Origin of the sequence: Pseudomonas sp. A-RE-19, assembly GCF_019956555.1 — a bacterium.
GTDB lineage: Bacteria > Pseudomonadota > Gammaproteobacteria > Pseudomonadales > Pseudomonadaceae > Aquipseudomonas.
This window is the reverse complement of record NZ_JAHBDQ010000033.1, coordinates 129,094-148,158: the sequence shown is the minus strand read 5'-3', so window position 1 is coordinate 148,158 and position 19,065 is coordinate 129,094. Positions and strand designations below refer to the sequence as shown.

The following is a 19,065-nucleotide window of genomic DNA, read 5'->3' as shown; positions in this document are numbered from 1 at the left end:
TAATGAACAGGATTTTCTCAACCTTCGGTATTTCGCTATGGATAGCGTTTCTGTCGCCGATGGTACAGGCGGCCAATCTCAAGGCGCTGGATGTTGCGGCGCTGCCCGGTGACCGTGTCGAGTTGAAGTTGTCGTTCGACGGCCCTGCGCCGCAGCCGCACGGGTACACGACAGAGCAGCCGGCGCGAATTGCGCTGGATCTGCCGGGTGTCACCAGCCAGCTGGCGACCAAGAGTCGTGACCTGGGTGGCGGCAATGCCCGCAGCGCTACGGTGGTGGAGGCCAAGGACCGCACTCGGCTGATCATCAGCCTGAATCAACTAACCCCGTATAACGCACGGGTCGAAGGCAACAATCTGTTTGTGGTGGTCGGGCAAGGGGCCGATAACAAGGTGTCCAGACCGACCACCAACGCTACGCGCGCGGCCACTGTGAGCCCGGCGCCCGCCAGAGCCAGTGCGCCCGTGGGCAAGGCCATCCGGGGCGTGGATTTCCAGCGCGGCACCCAGGGTGAGGGCAATGTGGTCATCGATCTGTCGGATCCGTCCATCGCCCCGGATATCCAGGAGCGCGATGGCAAGATCATCGTCGGCTTCACCAAGACTCAACTGCCTGAACGGTTGCGCGTACGCCTCGACGTCAAGGATTTCGCTACGCCGGTGCAGTTCGTCAACGCCAGTGCCACGGGCGACCGGGCCACGATCAGTATCGAGCCCAGCGGTGCTTTCGATTATTCGACCTATCAGACCGATAACAAACTGACCATCAGCATCCGGCCGATGACGGTCGATGACTTGCAGAAACGCAACATCGAACGTTCTGCGTACAGCGGCGAAAAGCTTTCGCTGAATTTCCAGGACATTGATGTGCGCTCGGTGCTGCAATTGATCGCCGACTTCACCAACCTCAATCTGGTGGCCAGTGACACGGTGCAGGGTGGCATCACGTTGCGCCTGCAGAACGTACCCTGGGATCAGGCGCTGGACCTGGTGCTGAAAACCAAAGGTCTGGATAAACGCAAGATCGGTAATGTGCTGTTGGTGGCGCCGGCCGATGAAATCGCCGCTCGGGAGCGCCAGGAGCTGGAATCGCGGAAGCAGATCGCCGAGCTGGCGCCCCTGCGTCGCGAGCTGTTGCAGGTCAACTACGCCAAGGCCACCGATATCGCCAAGCTGTTCCAGTCAGTGACCAGCGCCGAAGCGAAAGTCGACGAGCGAGGTTCAATCACTGTCGATGAGCGGACCAACAACATCATTGCCTATCAGACTCAGGATCGCCTCGACGAACTTCGTCGCATCGTTGCGCAACTGGATATTCCGGTGCGCCAGGTGATGATCGAGGCGCGCATTGTCGAAGCCAACGTCGATTACGACAAAAGCCTGGGCGTACGCTGGGGCGGTTCAGTGCAGAACAAGGGCAACTGGAACACGTCCGGGGTCAGCAACGGCTCGTCGACGACCATTGGTACGCCGGGCAGCACCAGCACCAACTCGCCGTTCGTTGACATGGGGGCGTCCGGCAACACCTCGGGGATCGGCATCGCCTTCATCACCGACAATGTGCTGCTTGACCTTGAGCTGACGGCCATGGAGAAAACCGGCAACGGGGAAATCGTCTCGCAGCCCAAGGTGGTCACGTCCGACAAGGAAACCGCGAAAATCCTCAAGGGCACTGAAATTCCCTATCAGGAGGCCAGTTCCAGTGGCGCTACCTCGGTGTCGTTCAAGGAAGCTTCACTGTCCCTGGAAGTGACGCCGCAGATCACCCCGGACAACCGGATCATCATGGAGGTCAAGGTCACCAAGGACGAACCGGACTACTTGAACAAAGTGCAGGATGTACCGCCGATCAAGAAAAACGAGGTCAACGCCAAGGTACTGGTTAACGACGGCGAGACCATCGTCATTGGTGGGGTTTTCTCAAATACTCAGAGCAAGGTTGTAGATAAGGTGCCATTTCTCGGTGATGTGCCGTATCTTGGCCGCCTTTTCCGGCGTGATGTGGTTTCGGAGAAAAAATCCGAGCTGCTGGTCTTTCTCACTCCGCGTATCATGAACAATCAGGCGATTGCTGTGAGTCATTGATTCTGTGCGAAATTTGATTCTTGTTGGACCGATGGGGGCTGGAAAAAGCACCATCGGCCGGTTGCTGGCCAAAGAGCTGCGCCTGCCATTCAAAGATTCCGATAAGGAAATTGAATTGCGCACGGGCGCCAATATCCCGTGGATTTTCGATAAGGAAGGCGAACCAGGCTTTCGTGACCGCGAGCAGGCGATGATTGCCGAGCTGTGCGCGTTCGACGGCGTGGTGCTGGCGACCGGTGGTGGGGCGGTCATGCGCGAAGCCAATCGTCGGGCGTTGCATGCCGGTGGCCGGGTGGTCTATCTGCATGCGTCTGTCGAGCAGCAGGTCGGCCGAACGGCTCGCGACCGCAATCGGCCACTGCTGCGCACCGCCGACCCGGCGAAGACCCTGCGGGATTTGCTGGCGATCCGTGATCCGCTGTATCGGGAGATCGCCGACCTGGTGGTGGAAACCGATGAGCGGCCACCGCGGATGGTGGTGCTCGATATTCTCGACCGCTTGCAGCAGTTACCTCCCCGTTAATGCGCGGCGCGAAATGCGCTATCCTCGGCGTCCTGTTGCAACCGTTCTGGGTTGTGGCGGATGGCTACCGAACGGCGTCACACCAGCAGACGCCTTGGAATTCGTAAACTCAAGGCAGGACGCCTGATTCCATCTTCACTGTGGGGACACATGCAGACACTCAAGGTCGATTTAGGCGAGCGCAGCTACCCGATTCATATTGGCGAAGGTCTGTTGGATCAGCCTGAGCTGCTGGCACCGCATATTCGCGGGCGGCAGGTAGCGATTATCTCCAACGAGACCGTCGCGCCGCTCTACCTCGAGCGTCTGACCCGCAGTCTCGCGCAGTTCTCGGTGATTTCCGTGGTGCTGCCCGACGGCGAAGCCTTCAAGACCTGGGAAACCCTGCAACTGATTTTCGATGGCCTGCTGACTGCACGGCACGACCGCCGCACCACGGTGATCGCCCTCGGCGGCGGTGTGATCGGTGACATGGCCGGTTTTGCCGCCGCCTGTTACCAGCGTGGCGTCGATTTCATCCAGGTGCCGACCACGCTGCTGTCGCAAGTCGACTCCTCGGTAGGCGGCAAGACCGGGATCAATCACCCGCTGGGCAAGAACATGGTCGGCGCCTTCTATCAGCCCAACGTGGTGCTGATCGATACCGCCACCCTCAATACCCTGCCGCCCCGCGAACTGTCTGCGGGGCTAGCGGAAGTCATCAAGTACGGGTTGATCTGCGACGAGCCGTTCCTGACCTGGCTCGAAGAAAACGTCGATCGCCTGCGCGCCCTGGATCAGACCGCCCTGACTTACGCCATCGAACGCTCCTGCGCGGCCAAGGCTGCGGTGGTGGGTGCCGATGAGAAAGAAACCGGCGTGCGTGCCACGCTCAACCTGGGTCACACCTTCGGTCATGCGATCGAAACCCACATGGGCTATGGTGTCTGGCTGCATGGCGAAGCCGTCGCTGCTGGCACCGTAATGGCTCTGGAAATGTCCGCGCGCCTGGGCTGGATCAGCGAGCAGGAGCGTGATCGCGGTATTCGCCTGTTCCAGCGGGCCGGGCTGCCGGTTATTCCGCCAGAAGAGATGACTGAAGCCGATTTTCTCGAACACATGGCAATTGACAAGAAAGTGATCGACGGTCGTTTGCGCCTGGTGCTGCTGCGCCACATGGGCGAAGCCGTGGTGACCGACGATTATCCGAAAGAGGTTTTACAGGCCACGCTGGGAGCGGATTACCGCGCCCTGGCTCAGCTTAAAGGTTAATAAGATCCCGATGACTAGTTTGCATGCCGACGAGGCTTTCCTCGGCCATTACCAGTTAAGTCATGACCCTTTCGCTCCACGGGTGCCTGGCTTCAAATTCTTCCCGGCCCAGCGCAAGCCGGTGTTGGGGCAGCTGCATCATCTGGCTCGCTATAGCCAGTTGCTGCTGGTGGTCACCGGCCCTCATGGCAGTGGCAAAACCCTGTTGCGTCAGGCCCTGGTGGCCAGCACCAACAAGCAATCAGTGCAAAGCGTGGTGGTTTCCGCCCGTGGCGCTGGCGATGCAGCGGGCGTGTTGCGTCAGGTGGCTCAGGCGCTGAACGTCGCCCAGGCCGAGATCGGCGCGATTCTGGCTCAAGTGGTGCAGCTTGCCCTCACGGGGCAGGAAGTCTATTTGCTGGTGGATGACGCCGAGCAGCTCGACGAATCGGCGCTGGAGGCCCTTCTGGCCCTGGCCGCGGGTGCGCCGGAAGGTCGTCCGCATGTGTTTCTGTTCGGTGAGTCTTCACTGATTGCTCAGCTCGAGGCATTGAACCTTGAGGAAGAGCGTTTCCATGTCATCGAACTGCAGCCGTACACCGAAGAAGAAACCCGCGAATATCTGGATCAGCGACTCGAAGGCGCTGGCCGGGGTATCGAACTTTTCACCGCAGATCAGATCTCTGATATTCACGAAAGCTCCGACGGTTGGCCTGGCACCATCAACCAGGTCGCCCGCGATGCGATGATCGAAGCCATGATTGCCAGCCGCTCTGCGGTGAAGCGTCCAAGTATGGGGTTCAACATGCCGAAGAAACACGTATTGGCGATTTCCGCCGTTGTCGTGGTCGCGGTAGCCGCCGCCTGGCTGATGCCGGGTCGCAACAAGGCACCGACCACCGGCGCGCCTGCCAACGAACAGGCACAACTGCCGCTCGGCCAGGGCACGCCACAACCTAATAGCGGCGGCGCTCCTTCCGTCGAATTCGCCGGTAATTCGCAGCCGATGCCGTTGCCGTTGGTCGGTAATTCGCAACCGGTCATGCGCGGTCCGTTGGCCGAAGCCGCCGGAGGGATCACCGAAGGCGACGACGGTGTACCGGTTGAAGGCTCCAGCGCCACACCGCCGACCGTGACCACCACTGCGCCGCCGGCAGGCGTTCCAGCGGGACCTGCACCGACTCCAGCCGCCAAGCCGACGCCTGCACCGACTCAGGTCGCGACCGCCAAGCCAGCGCCTGCACCGGTTGCCAAGCCGGCACCAGCGCCAGCCAAGCCCGCCGCTGCCGTCAAACCTGTCGAGAAGCCAGCCGAGAAGCCAGTCACCGTGGCCAAAGCCGCCGGTGGTAGCTGGTACGCAGGTCAGGCGCCGGGCAACTACGTGGTACAAATCCTCGGCACCAGCTCCGAATCGGCCGCGCAAAGTTTCGTCAAAGAGCAGGGCGGCGAGTACCGCTACTTCAAGAAAGTGCTCAACGGCAAGCCGCTTTACGTCATCACCTACGGTAGCTTCGCCAACCGCGATGCAGCCGTTACCGCCATCAAGGCCTTGCCAGCGAAGGTTCAGGCTGGTAAACCTTGGCCTCGCACTGTCGCCAGCGTCCAACAGGAACTGGCAACAACTCGCTGAAGATTCGGCGGCCTTACCCAGGCCGCCTCTCCCGGCACCTCAAAATTTCTGCAAGTGCATGCCGCCTCTACAGGCCGCGTGCCTTGTGGTGTCTGCGTCACAGTAGTCTTTGAGTCGCTGCGGTCAAAATTAAAAAAGTTTTGACTAGCACAGCATATCGCTTTAAACCTTTCACAAATGCGACATAGATTTGCGACATTTCGTCGTCAAATTTGTGAGCCTCAGTGTCGGTGTGTACAATGACCTCCCTTTTGCCCCGCAAAGCTGGCGTACGTTCGGTGTGGATGGTAACTGGTTGAATTGAAAAGAAATTTGCCTCGATAAGAGGCAGCCTGGTGAGAAAGTGTCTATGAAAGCAGGTCTGTACCAACCAGATGAATTCAAGGATAACTGCGGTTTCGGCCTGATAGCCCATATGCAGGGCGAGCCCAGTCATACCCTTTTGCAAACGGCCATTGAGGCCCTGACCTGCATGACCCACCGCGGTGGGATCAACGCCGACGGCAAGACCGGTGACGGTTGCGGTCTGCTGATTCAAAAGCCGGATGTGTTCCTGCGGGCCATCGCCCAGGAAACCTTCGGCGTCGAACTGCCCAAGCAATATGCCGTGGGTATGGTCTTCTTCAACCAGGATCCGGTAAAAGCCGAAGCCGCTCGCGAGAACATGAACCGCGAGATCCTGGCCGAAGGCCTGACCCTGGTCGGCTGGCGCAAAGTGCCGATCGACACCAGCGTCCTCGGTCGTCTGGCCCTCGAGCGCCTGCCGCAGATCGAACAAGTGTTCATCGGTGGTGAAGGCCTGAGCGATCAGGACATGGCGATCAAGCTGTTCAGCGCCCGTCGTCGTTCGTCCGTGGCCAACGCCGCCGACGTCGATCACTACATCTGCAGCTTTTCCCACAAGACCATCATTTATAAAGGCCTGATGATGCCGGCGGATCTGACCGCCTTCTATCCAGACCTGAGCGACCAGCGCCTGCAAACCGCAATCTGCGTGTTCCACCAGCGCTTTTCGACCAACACCCTGCCGAAATGGCCGCTGGCTCAGCCATTCCGCTTCCTCGCCCACAACGGCGAGATCAACACCATCACCGGTAACCGCAACTGGGCTCAGGCCCGTCGCACCAAGTTCACCAACGATCTGATGGATCTGGAAGAACTCGGCCCGCTGGTCAACCGTGTCGGTTCCGACTCCTCCAGCATGGACAACATGCTCGAGCTGATGGTCACCGGTGGCATCGACCTGTTCCGTGGCGTGCGGATGATCATTCCGCCTGCGTGGCAGAACGTCGAAACCATGGACCCGGATCTGCGTGCGTTCTACGAATACAACTCGATGCACATGGAACCGTGGGACGGCCCGGCCGGCGTGGTCATGACCGACGGTCGTTACGCGGTGTGCCTGCTCGACCGTAACGGTCTGCGTCCGGCGCGTTGGGTCACCACCAAGAACGGCTTCATCACCCTGGCCTCGGAAATCGGTGTCTGGAACTACCAGCCTGAAGACGTGATCGCCAAGGGCCGTGTTGGCCCTGGCCAGATCTTTGCCGTGGACACCGAAACCGGTCAGATCCTCGACACCGACGCCATCGACAACCGCTTGAAGTCCCGCCATCCGTACAAGCAATGGCTGCGCAAGAATGCCCTGCGCATCCAGGCGACCATGGAAGACAACGACCATGGTTCGGCGTTCTACGACGTCGATCAGCTCAAGCAGTACATGAAGATGTATCAGGTCACGTTCGAAGAGCGCGACCAGGTGCTGCGTCCGCTCGGCGAACAAGGCTACGAAGCCGTCGGCTCGATGGGCGACGATACGCCGATGGCCGTGCTGTCCCAGCGCGTGCGCACGCCGTACGACTATTTCCGTCAGCAGTTCGCGCAGGTGACCAACCCGCCGATCGACCCGCTGCGCGAAGCCATCGTCATGTCGCTGGAAATCTGCCTCGGTGCCGAGCGCAACATTTTCCAGGAGTCGCCGGAACACGCCTCGCGCGTGATCCTCAGCTCGCCGGTCATTTCCCCGGCCAAGTGGCGCTCGCTGATGAACCTCGATCGTCCGGGCTTCGAACGCCAGATCATCGACCTCAACTACGACGAGAGCGTCGGCCTCGAAGCTGCGGTGCGTAATGTCGCCGATCAGGCTGAAGAAGCCGTTCGCGCCGGTCGCACCCAGATCGTGCTGAGTGATCGTCACATCGCCCCGGGCAAGTTGCCGATCCACGCTTCGCTTGCTACCGGCGCGGTGCATCACCGCCTGACCGAAAAAGGCCTGCGTTGCGACTCCAACATCCTGGTAGAAACCGCTACTGCTCGCGATCCGCACCACTTCGCGGTGCTGATCGGTTTCGGCGCCTCGGCGGTCTATCCATTCCTGGCCTACGAAGTGCTGGGCGACCTGATCCGTACCGGTGAAGTGCTGGGCGACCTCTATGAGGTGTTCAAGAACTACCGTAAAGGCATCACCAAAGGCCTGCTGAAGATCCTGTCGAAGATGGGCATCTCCACCATCGCCTCGTACCGCGGTGCGCAACTGTTCGAAGCCATCGGCCTGTCCGAAGAAGTCTGCGAGCTGAGCTTCCGTGGCGTGCCGAGCCGCATCAAGGGTGCGCGTTTCGTCGACATCGAAGCCGAGCAGAAAGCCCTCGCAGCCGAAGCCTGGAGCCCGCGCAAGCCGATCCAGCAAGGCGGCCTGCTGAAATTCGTCCACGGTGGCGAATATCACGCCTACAACCCGGATGTGGTCAGCACCCTGCAAGCGGCTGTGCAGCAGGGCGACTACAGCAAGTTCAAGGAATACACGGCGCTGGTGGACAACCGTCCGGTGTCGATGATCCGCGACCTGTTCAAGGTCAAGACCCTCGATACGCCGCTGGACATCAGCGAGATCGAACCGCTGGAATCGGTGCTCAAGCGCTTCGACTCAGCGGGCATCTCCCTCGGTGCGCTGTCGCCGGAAGCCCACGAAGCCCTGGCCGAAGCCATGAACCGCCTCGGTGCGCGTTCCAACTCCGGCGAAGGCGGCGAAGACCCGGCGCGCTACGGCACTATCAAGAGCTCGAAAATCAAGCAGGTTGCCACTGGCCGTTTTGGTGTGACCCCGGAATACCTGGTCAACGCTGAAGTGCTGCAGATCAAGGTCGCCCAAGGCGCCAAGCCAGGCGAAGGTGGTCAGTTGCCGGGCGGCAAGGTCAACGGTCTGATCGCCAAACTGCGTTACGCAGTGCCGGGCGTGACCCTGATCTCGCCTCCGCCGCACCACGACATCTATTCGATCGAAGACTTGTCGCAGCTGATTTTCGACCTGAAACAAGTCAACCCGAAGGCGCTGGTCTCGGTGAAGCTGGTTGCAGAAGCGGGCGTTGGTACCATCGCTGCCGGCGTGGCCAAGGCTTATGCGGACTTGATCACCATCTCCGGCTACGACGGCGGCACCGGTGCATCGCCGCTGACCTCGATCAAATACGCGGGCGCCCCGTGGGAGCTCGGCCTGGCCGAAACCCACCAGACCCTGCGCGGCAACGACCTGCGCGGCAAGGTCCGGGTGCAGACTGACGGCGGCCTGAAAACCGGCCTCGACGTGATCAAGGCAGCGATCCTCGGCGCTGAAAGCTTCGGCTTCGGCACCGCGCCAATGATCGCCCTGGGCTGCAAATACCTGCGTATTTGCCACCTGAACAACTGCGCCACCGGCGTCGCGACTCAGAACGAGAAGCTGCGCAAGGATCACTACATCGGTACCGTCGACATGGTGGTGAATTTCTTCACCTACGTCGCCGAAGAAACCCGTGAGTGGCTGGCCAAGCTGGGCGTGCGCTCCCTCGAAGAGCTGATCGGCCGTACCGATCTGCTGGAAATCCTCGAAGGCCAGACCGCCAAGCAAAACCACCTGGACCTGACCCCGTTGCTCGGCAGCGATCACATCCCGGCAGACAAGCCTCAGTTCTGCCAGGTCGACCGCAACCCGCCGTTCGACAAAGGCCTGTTGGCCGAGAAAATGGTCGACCTGGCCACCTCGGCCATCAACGACATGAGCGGCGCCGATTTCGCCCTGGATATCTGCAACTGCGACCGTTCCATCGGTGCGCGGATCTCCGGTGAAATCGCTCGCAAGCATGGCAACCAGGGCATGGCCAACGCGCCGATCACCTTCCGCTTCAAAGGCACGGCGGGTCAGAGCTTCGGTGTGTGGAACGCCGGTGGCCTGAACATGTACCTGGAAGGTGACGCCAACGACTACGTCGGCAAGGGCATGACTGGCGGCAAGCTGGTTATCGTTCCGCCGAAGGGCAGCGTCTACAAGACTCAGGACAGCGCCATCATCGGCAACACCTGCCTGTATGGCGCCACCGGCGGCAAGCTGTTCGCCGCCGGCACCGCGGGCGAGCGCTTCGCGGTGCGTAACTCCGGTGCTCACACCGTGGTTGAAGGCACGGGCGATCACTGCTGCGAGTACATGACCGGTGGTTTCGTCTGCGTGCTGGGTAAGACCGGTTACAACTTCGGCTCAGGCATGACCGGCGGTTTCGCCTACGTGCTCGACCAGGACAACACCTTCGTTGACCGGGTCAACCACGAACTGGTGGAAATCCAGCGGATCAGCGGTGAGGCGATGGAAGCCTATCGCAGCCACCTGCAACGCGTGCTGAACGAATACGTCGAGGAAACCGACAGCGAGTGGGGTCGTAATCTCGCTGAAAACCTTGATGACTATCTGCGTCGTTTCTGGCTGGTCAAGCCCAAGGCTGCCAACCTGAAATCGTTGCTTTCCAGCACCCGTGCCAACCCGCAGTGATATGCGCCTGAAGAGTTTGATGAGGTTTTAACAATGGCTGAACGTCTGAATAACGACTTCCAGTTCATCGATGTCGGGCGCAAGGATCCGAAGAAGAAACTGTTGCGTCAACGCAAGAAAGAGTTCGTGGAAATCTACGAACCGTTCAAACCCCAGCAGTCGGCCGACCAGGCCCACCGCTGCCTGGGTTGCGGTAACCCGTATTGCGAATGGAAGTGCCCGGTGCACAACTTCATTCCCAACTGGCTCAAGCTGGTGGCCGAGGGCAACATCCTCGCCGCCGCCGAGCTGTCGCACCAGACCAACACCCTGCCGGAAGTCTGCGGTAGGGTTTGCCCTCAGGATCGTCTGTGCGAGGGTGCCTGCACCCTCAACGACGGTTTTGGTGCGGTGACCATTGGTTCGGTCGAGAAGTACATCACCGACACCGCGTTCGCCATGGGCTGGCGCCCGGACATGTCCAAGGTCAAACCGACCGGCAAGCGTGTGGCGGTGATCGGCGCGGGCCCGGCCGGCCTGGGCTGTGCCGACGTGCTGGTACGCGGTGGCGTGACCCCGGTGGTGTTCGACAAGAACCCGGAAATCGGCGGTCTGCTGACCTTTGGTATTCCCGAGTTCAAGCTGGAAAAGACCGTGCTGAGCAATCGTCGCGAAGTCTTCACCGGCATGGGCATTGAGTTCCGCCTGAACACCGAAGTGGGCAAGGACGTGACCATCGAGCAACTGCTCGAAGAATACGATGCCGTGTTCATGGGCATGGGCACCTACACCTACATGAAGGGCGGCTTTGCCGGCGAAGATCTGCCGGGCGTGCATGACGCGCTGGACTTCCTGATCGCCAACGTCAACCGCAACCTGGGCTTTGAAAAGTCGCCGGAAGATTTCGTCGACATGAAAGGCAAGAAGGTCGTGGTACTGGGTGGCGGCGACACGGCGATGGACTGCAACCGTACTTCGATTCGTCAGGGCGCCAAGTCGGTGACCTGTGCTTATCGTCGTGACGAAGCGAACATGCCGGGCTCGCGCAAAGAGGTGAAGAACGCCAAGGAAGAAGGCGTGAAATTCCTCTACAACCGTCAGCCGATCGCTATCGTCGGTGAAGACCGTGTCGAGGGCGTGAAAGTGGTCGAGACCCGTCTCGGCGCGCCGGACGCCCGTGGTCGCCGCAGCCCCGAGCCGATCCCGGGTTCCGAAGAGATCATCCCGGCCGACGCCGTGGTCATCGCCTTCGGTTTCCGTCCAAGCCCGGCGTCGTGGTTCGAACAGTTCAGCATCCAGACCGACAGCCAGGGCCGCGTCGTGGCGCCGGAACAAGGTCAGTACAAGCACCAGACCAGTAACCCGAAAATCTTCGCCGGTGGCGACATGGTGCGCGGCTCCGACCTGGTGGTAACGGCGATCTTCGAAGGTCGCAATGCCGCTGAAGGGATCCTGGATTACCTGGGCGTGTAAATCTGCTTGATCGGCGTCGCTCCATTCGCGGGCAAGCCTCGCTCCTACAGGGACCGCGTAAACCCCTGTAGGAGCGAGGCTTGCCCGCGAAGAGGTCGGCCGAATCAACGCAGAATCAGCAGATGTAACCCGCGACAAATTGACCCGATAGACAAAAGGCGCGGCTCTTGCCGTGCCTTTTGCGTCGCGCTCTGAGAAAATGCCCGCACTTTTTTTCCGGATGCCGACATGACTGCCCTGAAGAACGACCGTTTCCTTCGCGCCCTGCTCAAGCAACCCGTAGACGTCACCCCCGTGTGGATGATGCGTCAGGCCGGTCGCTACCTGCCTGAATACCGCGCCAGCCGTGCCAAGGCCGGTGACTTCATGAGCCTGTGCATGAACCCGGCGTTCGCTTGCGAAGTCACGATGCAGCCGCTCGACCGCTATCCACAACTGGATGCGGCAATCCTGTTCTCCGACATCCTGACCATCCCCGATGCCATGGGCCAGGGCCTGTACTTCGAAACCGGTGAAGGCCCGCGCTTCAAAAAAGTCGTCAGCACAATGGCCGACGTCGAAGCCTTGCCGATTCCTGACCCGCACAAAGACCTCGGCTACGTCATGGACGCGGTCAGCACCATCCGCCGCGAACTGAACGGCCGCGTGCCGCTGATCGGCTTCTCCGGCAGCCCATGGACCCTGGCCACCTACATGGTCGAAGGCGGCTCGTCGAAAGACTTCCGCAAGACCAAGGCCATGCTCTACGACAACCCGCAAGCCATGCACCTGCTGCTGGACAAGCTCGCGCAATCGGTCACCTCTTACCTCAACGGCCAGATCATGGCCGGTGCGCAAGCGGTGCAGATCTTCGACACCTGGGGCGGTAACCTCTCTGCGGCGGCCTATCAGGAATTCTCCCTGGCCTACATGCGCAAAATCGTCAGCGGCCTGATCCGCGAACACGAAGGCCGCAAAGTGCCGGTCATCCTGTTTACCAAGAACGGCGGCCTGTGGCTGGAAAGCATCGCCGACGCCGGCGCTGATGCATTGGGCCTGGACTGGACCTGCGACATTGGCGAAGCCCGTCAACGCGTCGGCAGCAAAGTCGCCCTGCAAGGCAACATGGACCCGACCGTGCTGTACGCCAAGCCAGAAGCCATCCGCGCCGAAGTCGGCCGCATTCTCGCCAGCTACGGCAAGGGCAGCGGCCACGTGTTCAACCTCGGCCATGGCATCACGCCGGAAGTCGACCCGGAACATGCTGGGGCGTTCCTGCGCGCGGTGCATGAACTGTCGGCGCAGTATCACGAGTGATAGCAGCCTGATAAAAAGTCCCCGCTTTTCTGTGGGAGCGAGCCTGCTCGCGATAGCGGTATAACAGTCAACTTAGATGTTGGATGTTATGACCCTTCGCGAGCAGGCTCGCTCCCACAGTTGTTTGTGGCTGACCGGATACTGCCGTCAGGCTTTCAAATTTACCAACGGCGGCAACTTCGCCAGTTTCAACGCCACCAACAGCGCAATCACCAGCAACCCGCCAATAAACAACCCGATCCCGTTCCAGCCTCCCAGGTGCCAGGCCACGCCGCCTGCTGTACCCGCGATACTCGACCCGGCGTAATAGCTGAACAGGTACAGCGACGACGCCTGTCCTCTGGCCTTGATCGCACGACGGCCGATCCAGCTGCTGGCCACCGAATGCGCCCCGAAGAAACCAAAGGTGAAGATCAGCATGCCGATGATCACCAGCGGTAACGGCGTGAACATGGTCAGGGCGATGCCCGCGAGCATGACCACAATGGTTGCCCAGAGCACTTTGCGCCGGCCGAGCTGGTCGGCCAGGGCGCCGATTTTCGCCGAGCTGTAGATGCCCGACAGGTACACCACCGAAAGCAGCCCGACAAAGGCTTGGTCCATGTGATACGGCTCGGCCAGCAAGCGATAGCCGATGTAGTTGAACAGCGTGACGAACGCGCCCATCAGCACGAACGCTTCGACAAACAACAGCGGCAGGCCGGCGTCGCGAAAGTGCATGGTGAAGCCGTCCAGCAAGCTGCGAGGGTGCAGCGAGCGAGCGCGGAAGTTGCGCGACTCGGGGAGGATTTTCCAGAACACCGCTGCGGCAATCAGCGCCAGGCCACCGATGACCAGCATTGCCGTGTGCCAGCTGACGAAGTCGATCAGTACCCCGACGATCAATCGTCCACACATGCCGCCGATGGCATTGCCGCCGATGTATAACCCCATGGCCAGGCCAAGGTGCTGCGGATGGATTTCTTCGCTCAAGTAAGTCATCGCGACCGCCGCCAGACCGCTCAACGACAACCCCACCAGCGCCCGCATCACCAGCACGCCTTGCCAGCTCGGGATCATCGCGCTGGCCATGGTGCACAGCGCTGCGGCAAACAGCGCGGCGACCATCACCGGTTTACGCCCGATGCGATCAGAGATGGGACCGGTGATCAGCAAGCCGATGGCGAGCATGCCGGTGGCGACCGACAGAATCAGGCTGCTCTGGGCCGCGTTGATGGAAAACTCGCGGGACAGCAGCGGCATCATTGGTTGCACGCAGTAGAGCAGGGCAAAGGTCGCGAAGCCGCCGGAGAACAGCGCCAGCACCGTGCGCATGAACAGCGGCGTGCCTTTTTCGATGTAGATCTCGTTTAGCTCAGCGACGACATCGTCCCGCGCGGCAGGCGGAATTTCATGGGCGAGTGGGGCGACAGCAGTTTTCACTTCGGACCTCGGAGGGGCGCAGCCGGTCAGGCAATGAAAAAATCATATAGCTGGCTAATGATTCAATCCAATATATTGTTCGACCTGTTTGATAGGTTTAACGACCTAATGGAGTTTTCATGGAATTGCGTCACCTGCGCTACTTCATCGCCGTCGCCGAAGAACTGCATTTCGGCCGCGCTGCACAAGTGCTGGGCATCTCGCAACCGCCGTTGAGTCAGCAGATTCAGGCGCTGGAGCAGGAAGTGGGCGCGCGTCTGTTCGAGCGAACCAATCGTCGGGTCGAGCTCAGTGAGGCCGGTCGGCTGTTTCTGGAAGAGGCGCGGTTGGTGCTGGCTCAGGTCGACAAAGCGGCGGACGTTGCGCGGCGGGCACAACTCGGAGAGTTAGGTGAGCTGAAGATCGGCTTCACCTCGTCGGCGCCGTTCAACTCGACCATTCCCCAGGCGATCTTTTCGTTTCGTCAGCGCTTTCCGGCGGTGCACCTGAACCTGCGGGAAATGAGCAGTACCCAAGTGGCGGACGCACTGGTGGACGAGTCGATCGAAGTCGGCATCATGCGACCGTTGGGCTTGCCGGACTCCCTCAGCGTGGTGGAATTGATGCGTGAGCCATTGGTGGCGGTGCTCAGCTCCAAGCATCCGCTGGTGAATGGCAGCGAAGAAGGATTATTCCTCTCGGCGCTGGCCCTCGAACCCTTCGTGTTTTTCCCACGCAGCTATGGCAGCGGTCTGTACGCACAGCTGCTCAGCCTGGCACGGGATGCCGGCTTCAGCCCGCACTTCGCCCAGGAGGCTGGCGAGGCGATGACCATCATTGGGTTGGTGGCGGCGGGGCTTGGGGTGTCGGTGTTGCCGGCGTCTTATCAGCGGATGCGTATCGATGGCGTGGTGTATCGGCCGTTGCTGGATCCGGAAGCGGTGTCAGCGGTGTGGCTGGTGCAGCGCAAGGATCAGAAGTCGCCGATGGCAAAGGCGTTTGTGGAGTTGCTAACGCGTAAGGTTGAGCCTCTGAAGTCATAACTACGGGTGACCCCAGTGAGGTCACCCGTTTTTCTTTACCAAGCACTACGCCGAAACCTGCACCTGCAATCGTCGACCAATGACATCCATCAAATCGCAACCATCGCGCAATGAAGTCACCAACACCCGCGCCAGTTCGCTGTGAACGCCCTCGCCAAACGCGAAATTTTCCAGCAGTTGGGTCGCGGTGCGAATGCGATAGGCCGCTGTTTCGTGCAACACGTCCAGTGGCGCTTCGGTGTCGATCACTAACGATGCGATGGTGCAGTCGATGCCGGTGATAGGCATGTATCGATCCATGACAAAAAACCTCCATTTGGTAAAAAAACGGAACTACTCAGCGTTGGCTGTTCAACGGAGCTGCAGACAACCCTGTGGGTGGTTCCAGGTTGTCTAGCGCTTGATTGACCAATAACTCACCTAGCACGGCCAGCTGTTGAATGGCCAACGCCACATTGCGGCGCGAGCCTTCCAGCTCGCAGGCGAGATCGGTGGTCATGACATTCAGCGAGGCAAGGGTTTCGCAGGCGTGACAGAGCAGGGATGCCGTGTCGGCATTTGGGACGATGGTGAAGAAGTGACTGACCGGGTCGGGGCGGTCTGGTTTGCGCAGACGGGCGCTGACGCGGCGTTGGGTGACTTCGGAGAGTTTGGATAAATCGACGGTGTCGTCGGTTGGGAGGTCTGGGGATTCTGGGGAGTTTGGGTTGGTCTTTTTCATGGCGAAGCTCCTTGCAAGGTTTATGAAGGTGCCAGTCCCTTGGCGACGTTACGTGAATTGACGGCTCGGTAGATTTATTACCAGAAAATTCAATTTTATTAATCAAATAAATGAACATCTATGTAATTAAATGATTCATTCAAGGCTGGGTAATTTCTGTAAGAAATTGCTGTAAGAAATAACTGTGGGAAGTTTCGATAAGTTGGTGTTCCGATAGAAACAAAAAAACTGTCATCCGAAGGCTTGAGAGCGAAATATTATTTAACGATTGTTTGTCGTGTTTGCGACATTGGTTTTTGTATAGCTCCCAGAGGTGTAGGATGCTGATCTCACGCAGAGATATCTCTGCATTTCATTTATGGCGTGCAATTGGCTCAAGCTATAAACAATGGTTGATATTTAATGTACAAGAAAGAAAAAACGGAAAACTTGAAAAATAATATTAAGTATTTGATAAAAAGCCGTGGAGAGACGCAGCTATCCTTATGCAATGCGAGCGGACTAACCCGGACCACGATATATAATATTTTGGAAGGGCGGGTAGTAAACGTTCAGCAATCTACGATTCGAAAGATTTCTGACTTTTTTGGTGTGTCTTATAAAGAGATAGAGACAGTTGATTTTGAAGAGAAGGAAACAATTGAGAGTAGTGTCTCTTTGCTTGGGAATATGAATCCGGCGGCAGTCCCTATAATTAGAGAGAGTTTGCTAATTCAGAGTTTGGACAAGCGAATCGGTGAGTTGGCTACGATTCATCCTCTTACTTATTATTTCGGTTCTGCCTGCAACGTAATAGGCGTACTGCTAGAAAGTGAAGTTGGTGGTGTGAATGAGCCAGGAGACTTGTTGATAGTAAAGAAAGGTTTGTCGAATAGTAATAGAGAAAAGCTGGTATATGACAAGAAAACAAAGAAGCTATTCGTGGTCAGTGAAACTTATTTCGATGCTGACGTTTTTTGCTCTGTAGGTGACATATTGGAGGAACGGCACAATGGATGATGGTACTGAAAATAGTAGATATAAGCTTCTCGGGTTTGAGAATAGCAAGGGTCTCGCAGTGATAATGGTTATTTCTACAGGGAAGATTGTCAGAATAAAGCTGGGTGATTTGTTGAAAAGTGAGATTTTAGATAGTCTCAATAAAATGGAGATTAAAGATATTTACAGAAAATTTTATTCTGGTGGCGCTGCATTGACTGCATATGAAGTCAATGATCGACATGAAAGGTCTTGGATGACTTATGTAGTTCTCAATCTACTACTTTTTGCGCTTTATATTTTTACAAATGTAGCTGCCACAAAGCTTGTTTATCTGGAGAGATTTGATGTGGTTGTCACTCCTGGTGTGTTTCTGTATCCGCTGACATTTTTAATAGTCGATCTATTGAATGAATCTTATGGGCTAAAGCTTGCGAGGAGAGCCATAATATTTGCTTTTGCCAGCAATGCGTTTATTGTTTTTTTGCTCAGTGCTACCAGCTATCTTCCCGGCTTGTCAGGTTGGGAACTTGATGCGCCGTATGGCGAGGTCATGACTCATGTATCATCGGTTTTGATCGCATCTTCTATTTCTTTTCTTATTTCTGAGTACCTAAATTCTTATTTGCTATGCAAAATAAAAGAGCTCACAAATTCAAGGTTTCTATTTCTTCGAGTGTGTTTAAGTACTTTTTTTGCCGTGATAATAGATAGCTTTATTTTTTGCTGTATTGCATTTCATGGGGCTATGCAAAACAATGAAATACTCGCCATGATATATATTCAGATAGCTATAAAAATGTGTTTCGCTGTTTTTAATGTCTTACCCGCTTATGGAGCAAGGTCGTTGTTTAAAAAATATATAGCTGAGACCCAATCTGCATAAATATGAGGGGGCTGGGCTGTCAATGCCCGCTCCCCCGCGGCAGGTTGTTTTTTATAATTTCAGTTTGATTCTTAGGCTGTTAATAATCTCTGTTTTGTTTTCCAGAAACTCCCTCAATCCTTTGGCGCGAAGATTACAAGCGTCACAAGTGGCACAACCACTCCCTTTTATCCCGTTGTAACAAGATAAGGTGTGGTCGCGGATCAAGTCCAGCTTTTCGTGGTGATCGGCCAAGGCCCAGGTCTCTGCCTTATTCAGCCACATAAGCGGAGTTTCAATGCGCAGTTTATAGTCCATTCCCAATTCAATGGCGTTATTCAGAGTCTTGATAAATTCATCCCGACAATCCGGGTAGCCAGAAAAATCTGTCTCACAAACACCAGTGATTACAGTTTTAGCGCGCACTTGATAGGCATAAATAGCGGCCAAGGTTAAAAATAGAATGTTTCTACCTGGTACGAAAGTGCTCGGCAGCTCTTCTGCAGAGCTACTTATACTTGGAATCGGGATGTTGTCACGGGTTAAGCTGCTGATGGCTAATTCATTTAGTAACGACGTATCCAATACCTTATGAACTACCACTCCAAGCTTCTTTGAAAGCTGTTGTGCCACTTCAATCTCTGCGCGATGGCGCTGACCATAATCAAACGTAATGCAGTGTATTTCGTCATGAGTTTGCAATGCATGGATCAAGCAGGTTGTTGAGTCTTGTCCACCACTGAAAACGATGACTGCCTTGTTATTCATGCTTTACTCATCCTTGGGGTCGTCCCGGGGGACATTGACCCTACCGCGAATCTAAAGCTCTGGCTGTGGGACGTTTCCGAAATGACATGCTCCGTTTTCCCTATGTTTCATTTGTTTGCTGGGGACGCAGATGTGGCGAGCCCGTTGCTTGATCCAATGGTGTCAGCGGTGTGGCTGGTGCAGCGCAAGGATCAGAAGTCGCCGATGGCAAAGGCGTTTGTGGAGTTGCTAACGCGTAAGGTTGAGCCTCTGAAACCGTAACTACGGGTGACCCCAGTG

General features: G+C 57.5%; 14 protein-coding genes and 1 pseudogene. 11 read left to right on the top strand and 4 right to left on the bottom strand.

From position 1 onward, the window contains the following. Window positions 1-2: 2 nt before the first annotated feature. The 7 genes from pilQ to hemE all read left to right on the top strand — a co-directional run bounded on the left by pilQ (window position 3) and on the right by hemE (window position 13,010). Window positions 3-2,084 (top strand): type IV pilus secretin PilQ, encoded by a 2,082-nt coding sequence (gene pilQ / locus KGB14_RS20115; RefSeq protein WP_223488459.1) that lies wholly within the window; start codon window positions 3-5, stop codon window positions 2,082-2,084. A gap of 4 nt (window positions 2,085-2,088) precedes the next feature. Next, the gene (gene aroK / locus KGB14_RS20110; protein WP_201121330.1) at window positions 2,089-2,607 is read left to right on the top strand and encodes a shikimate kinase AroK; all 519 of its coding nucleotides are present in this window, start codon (window positions 2,089-2,091) and stop codon (window positions 2,605-2,607) included. 150 nt (window positions 2,608-2,757) lie between these two features. Beyond that, entirely contained in the window at window positions 2,758-3,858 is a 1,101-nt protein-coding gene (aroB, locus tag KGB14_RS20105; protein WP_038978611.1) for a 3-dehydroquinate synthase, read from the top strand. A gap of 10 nt (window positions 3,859-3,868) precedes the next feature. Further along, the gene (locus tag KGB14_RS20100) at window positions 3,869-5,467 is read left to right on the top strand and encodes an AAA family ATPase (RefSeq protein ID WP_223488458.1); all 1,599 of its coding nucleotides are present in this window, start codon (window positions 3,869-3,871) and stop codon (window positions 5,465-5,467) included. Window positions 5,468-5,816: 349 nt separating this feature from the next. Beyond that, window positions 5,817-10,262, top strand: coding sequence for a glutamate synthase large subunit (gene gltB / locus KGB14_RS20095; RefSeq protein WP_223488457.1), 4,446 nt, complete (start codon window positions 5,817-5,819; stop codon window positions 10,260-10,262). Window positions 10,263-10,295: 33 nt separating this feature from the next. Next, a complete protein-coding gene (locus KGB14_RS20090) occupies window positions 10,296-11,714 on the top strand; it encodes an FAD-dependent oxidoreductase (RefSeq protein ID WP_223488456.1) in 1,419 nt (472 codons plus the stop codon). 228 nt (window positions 11,715-11,942) lie between these two features. After that, on the top strand, window positions 11,943-13,010 hold the full coding sequence (hemE, locus tag KGB14_RS20085) for a uroporphyrinogen decarboxylase (protein WP_223488455.1): 1,068 nt from the start codon (window positions 11,943-11,945) through the stop codon (window positions 13,008-13,010). Between the two features lie 147 nt (window positions 13,011-13,157). On the opposite strand, the gene KGB14_RS20080 is transcribed toward hemE, so the two are convergent. Continuing rightward, on the bottom strand, window positions 13,158-14,399 hold the full coding sequence (locus KGB14_RS20080) for an MFS transporter (protein WP_411740796.1): 1,242 nt from the start codon (window positions 14,397-14,399) through the stop codon (window positions 13,158-13,160). 152 nt (window positions 14,400-14,551) lie between these two features. On the opposite strand from KGB14_RS20080, the gene KGB14_RS20075 reads away from it, so the two are divergent. After that, window positions 14,552-15,454 carry a LysR family transcriptional regulator gene (locus tag KGB14_RS20075; protein ID WP_223488453.1) on the top strand — a complete coding sequence of 301 codons (903 nt, stop codon included), beginning with the start codon at window positions 14,552-14,554 and terminating at the stop codon, window positions 15,452-15,454. Between the two features lie 45 nt (window positions 15,455-15,499). Here the strand turns inward: KGB14_RS20075 and KGB14_RS20070 are convergent, their stop codons facing one another. Both KGB14_RS20070 and KGB14_RS20065 read right to left on the bottom strand, forming a co-directional pair. Then, the gene (locus tag KGB14_RS20070; RefSeq protein WP_223488452.1) at window positions 15,500-15,754 is read right to left on the bottom strand and encodes a hypothetical protein; all 255 of its coding nucleotides are present in this window, start codon (window positions 15,752-15,754) and stop codon (window positions 15,500-15,502) included. A 37-nt stretch (window positions 15,755-15,791) separates the two neighbouring features. Continuing rightward, window positions 15,792-16,175 carry a DUF6124 family protein gene (locus KGB14_RS20065; RefSeq protein ID WP_223488451.1) on the bottom strand — a complete coding sequence of 128 codons (384 nt, stop codon included), beginning with the start codon at window positions 16,173-16,175 and terminating at the stop codon, window positions 15,792-15,794. Window positions 16,176-16,577: 402 nt separating this feature from the next. Between KGB14_RS20065 and KGB14_RS20060 the strand changes: the two genes are divergently transcribed. Both KGB14_RS20060 and KGB14_RS20055 read left to right on the top strand, forming a co-directional pair. Then, window positions 16,578-17,174 carry a helix-turn-helix transcriptional regulator gene (locus tag KGB14_RS20060; protein ID WP_223488450.1) on the top strand — a complete coding sequence of 199 codons (597 nt, stop codon included), beginning with the start codon at window positions 16,578-16,580 and terminating at the stop codon, window positions 17,172-17,174. Beyond that, window positions 17,167-18,039: a queuosine precursor transporter gene (locus KGB14_RS20055; protein WP_223488449.1), complete on the top strand. Its 873-nt coding sequence runs from the start codon at window positions 17,167-17,169 to the stop codon at window positions 18,037-18,039. Before KGB14_RS20060 ends, KGB14_RS20055 begins: the two co-directional genes overlap by 8 nt. A gap of 51 nt (window positions 18,040-18,090) precedes the next feature. Here KGB14_RS20055 and queC read toward each other — a convergent pair whose 3' ends face one another. Then, a complete protein-coding gene (gene queC, locus KGB14_RS20050; RefSeq protein WP_223488448.1) occupies window positions 18,091-18,786 on the bottom strand; it encodes a 7-cyano-7-deazaguanine synthase QueC in 696 nt (231 codons plus the stop codon). 123 nt (window positions 18,787-18,909) lie between these two features. Here queC and KGB14_RS20045 point away from each other — a divergent pair. Next, window positions 18,910-19,047: pseudogene (locus KGB14_RS20045) on the top strand (LysR family transcriptional regulator); the annotation flags it as partial. Between the last annotated feature and the right edge of the window lie 18 nt (window positions 19,048-19,065).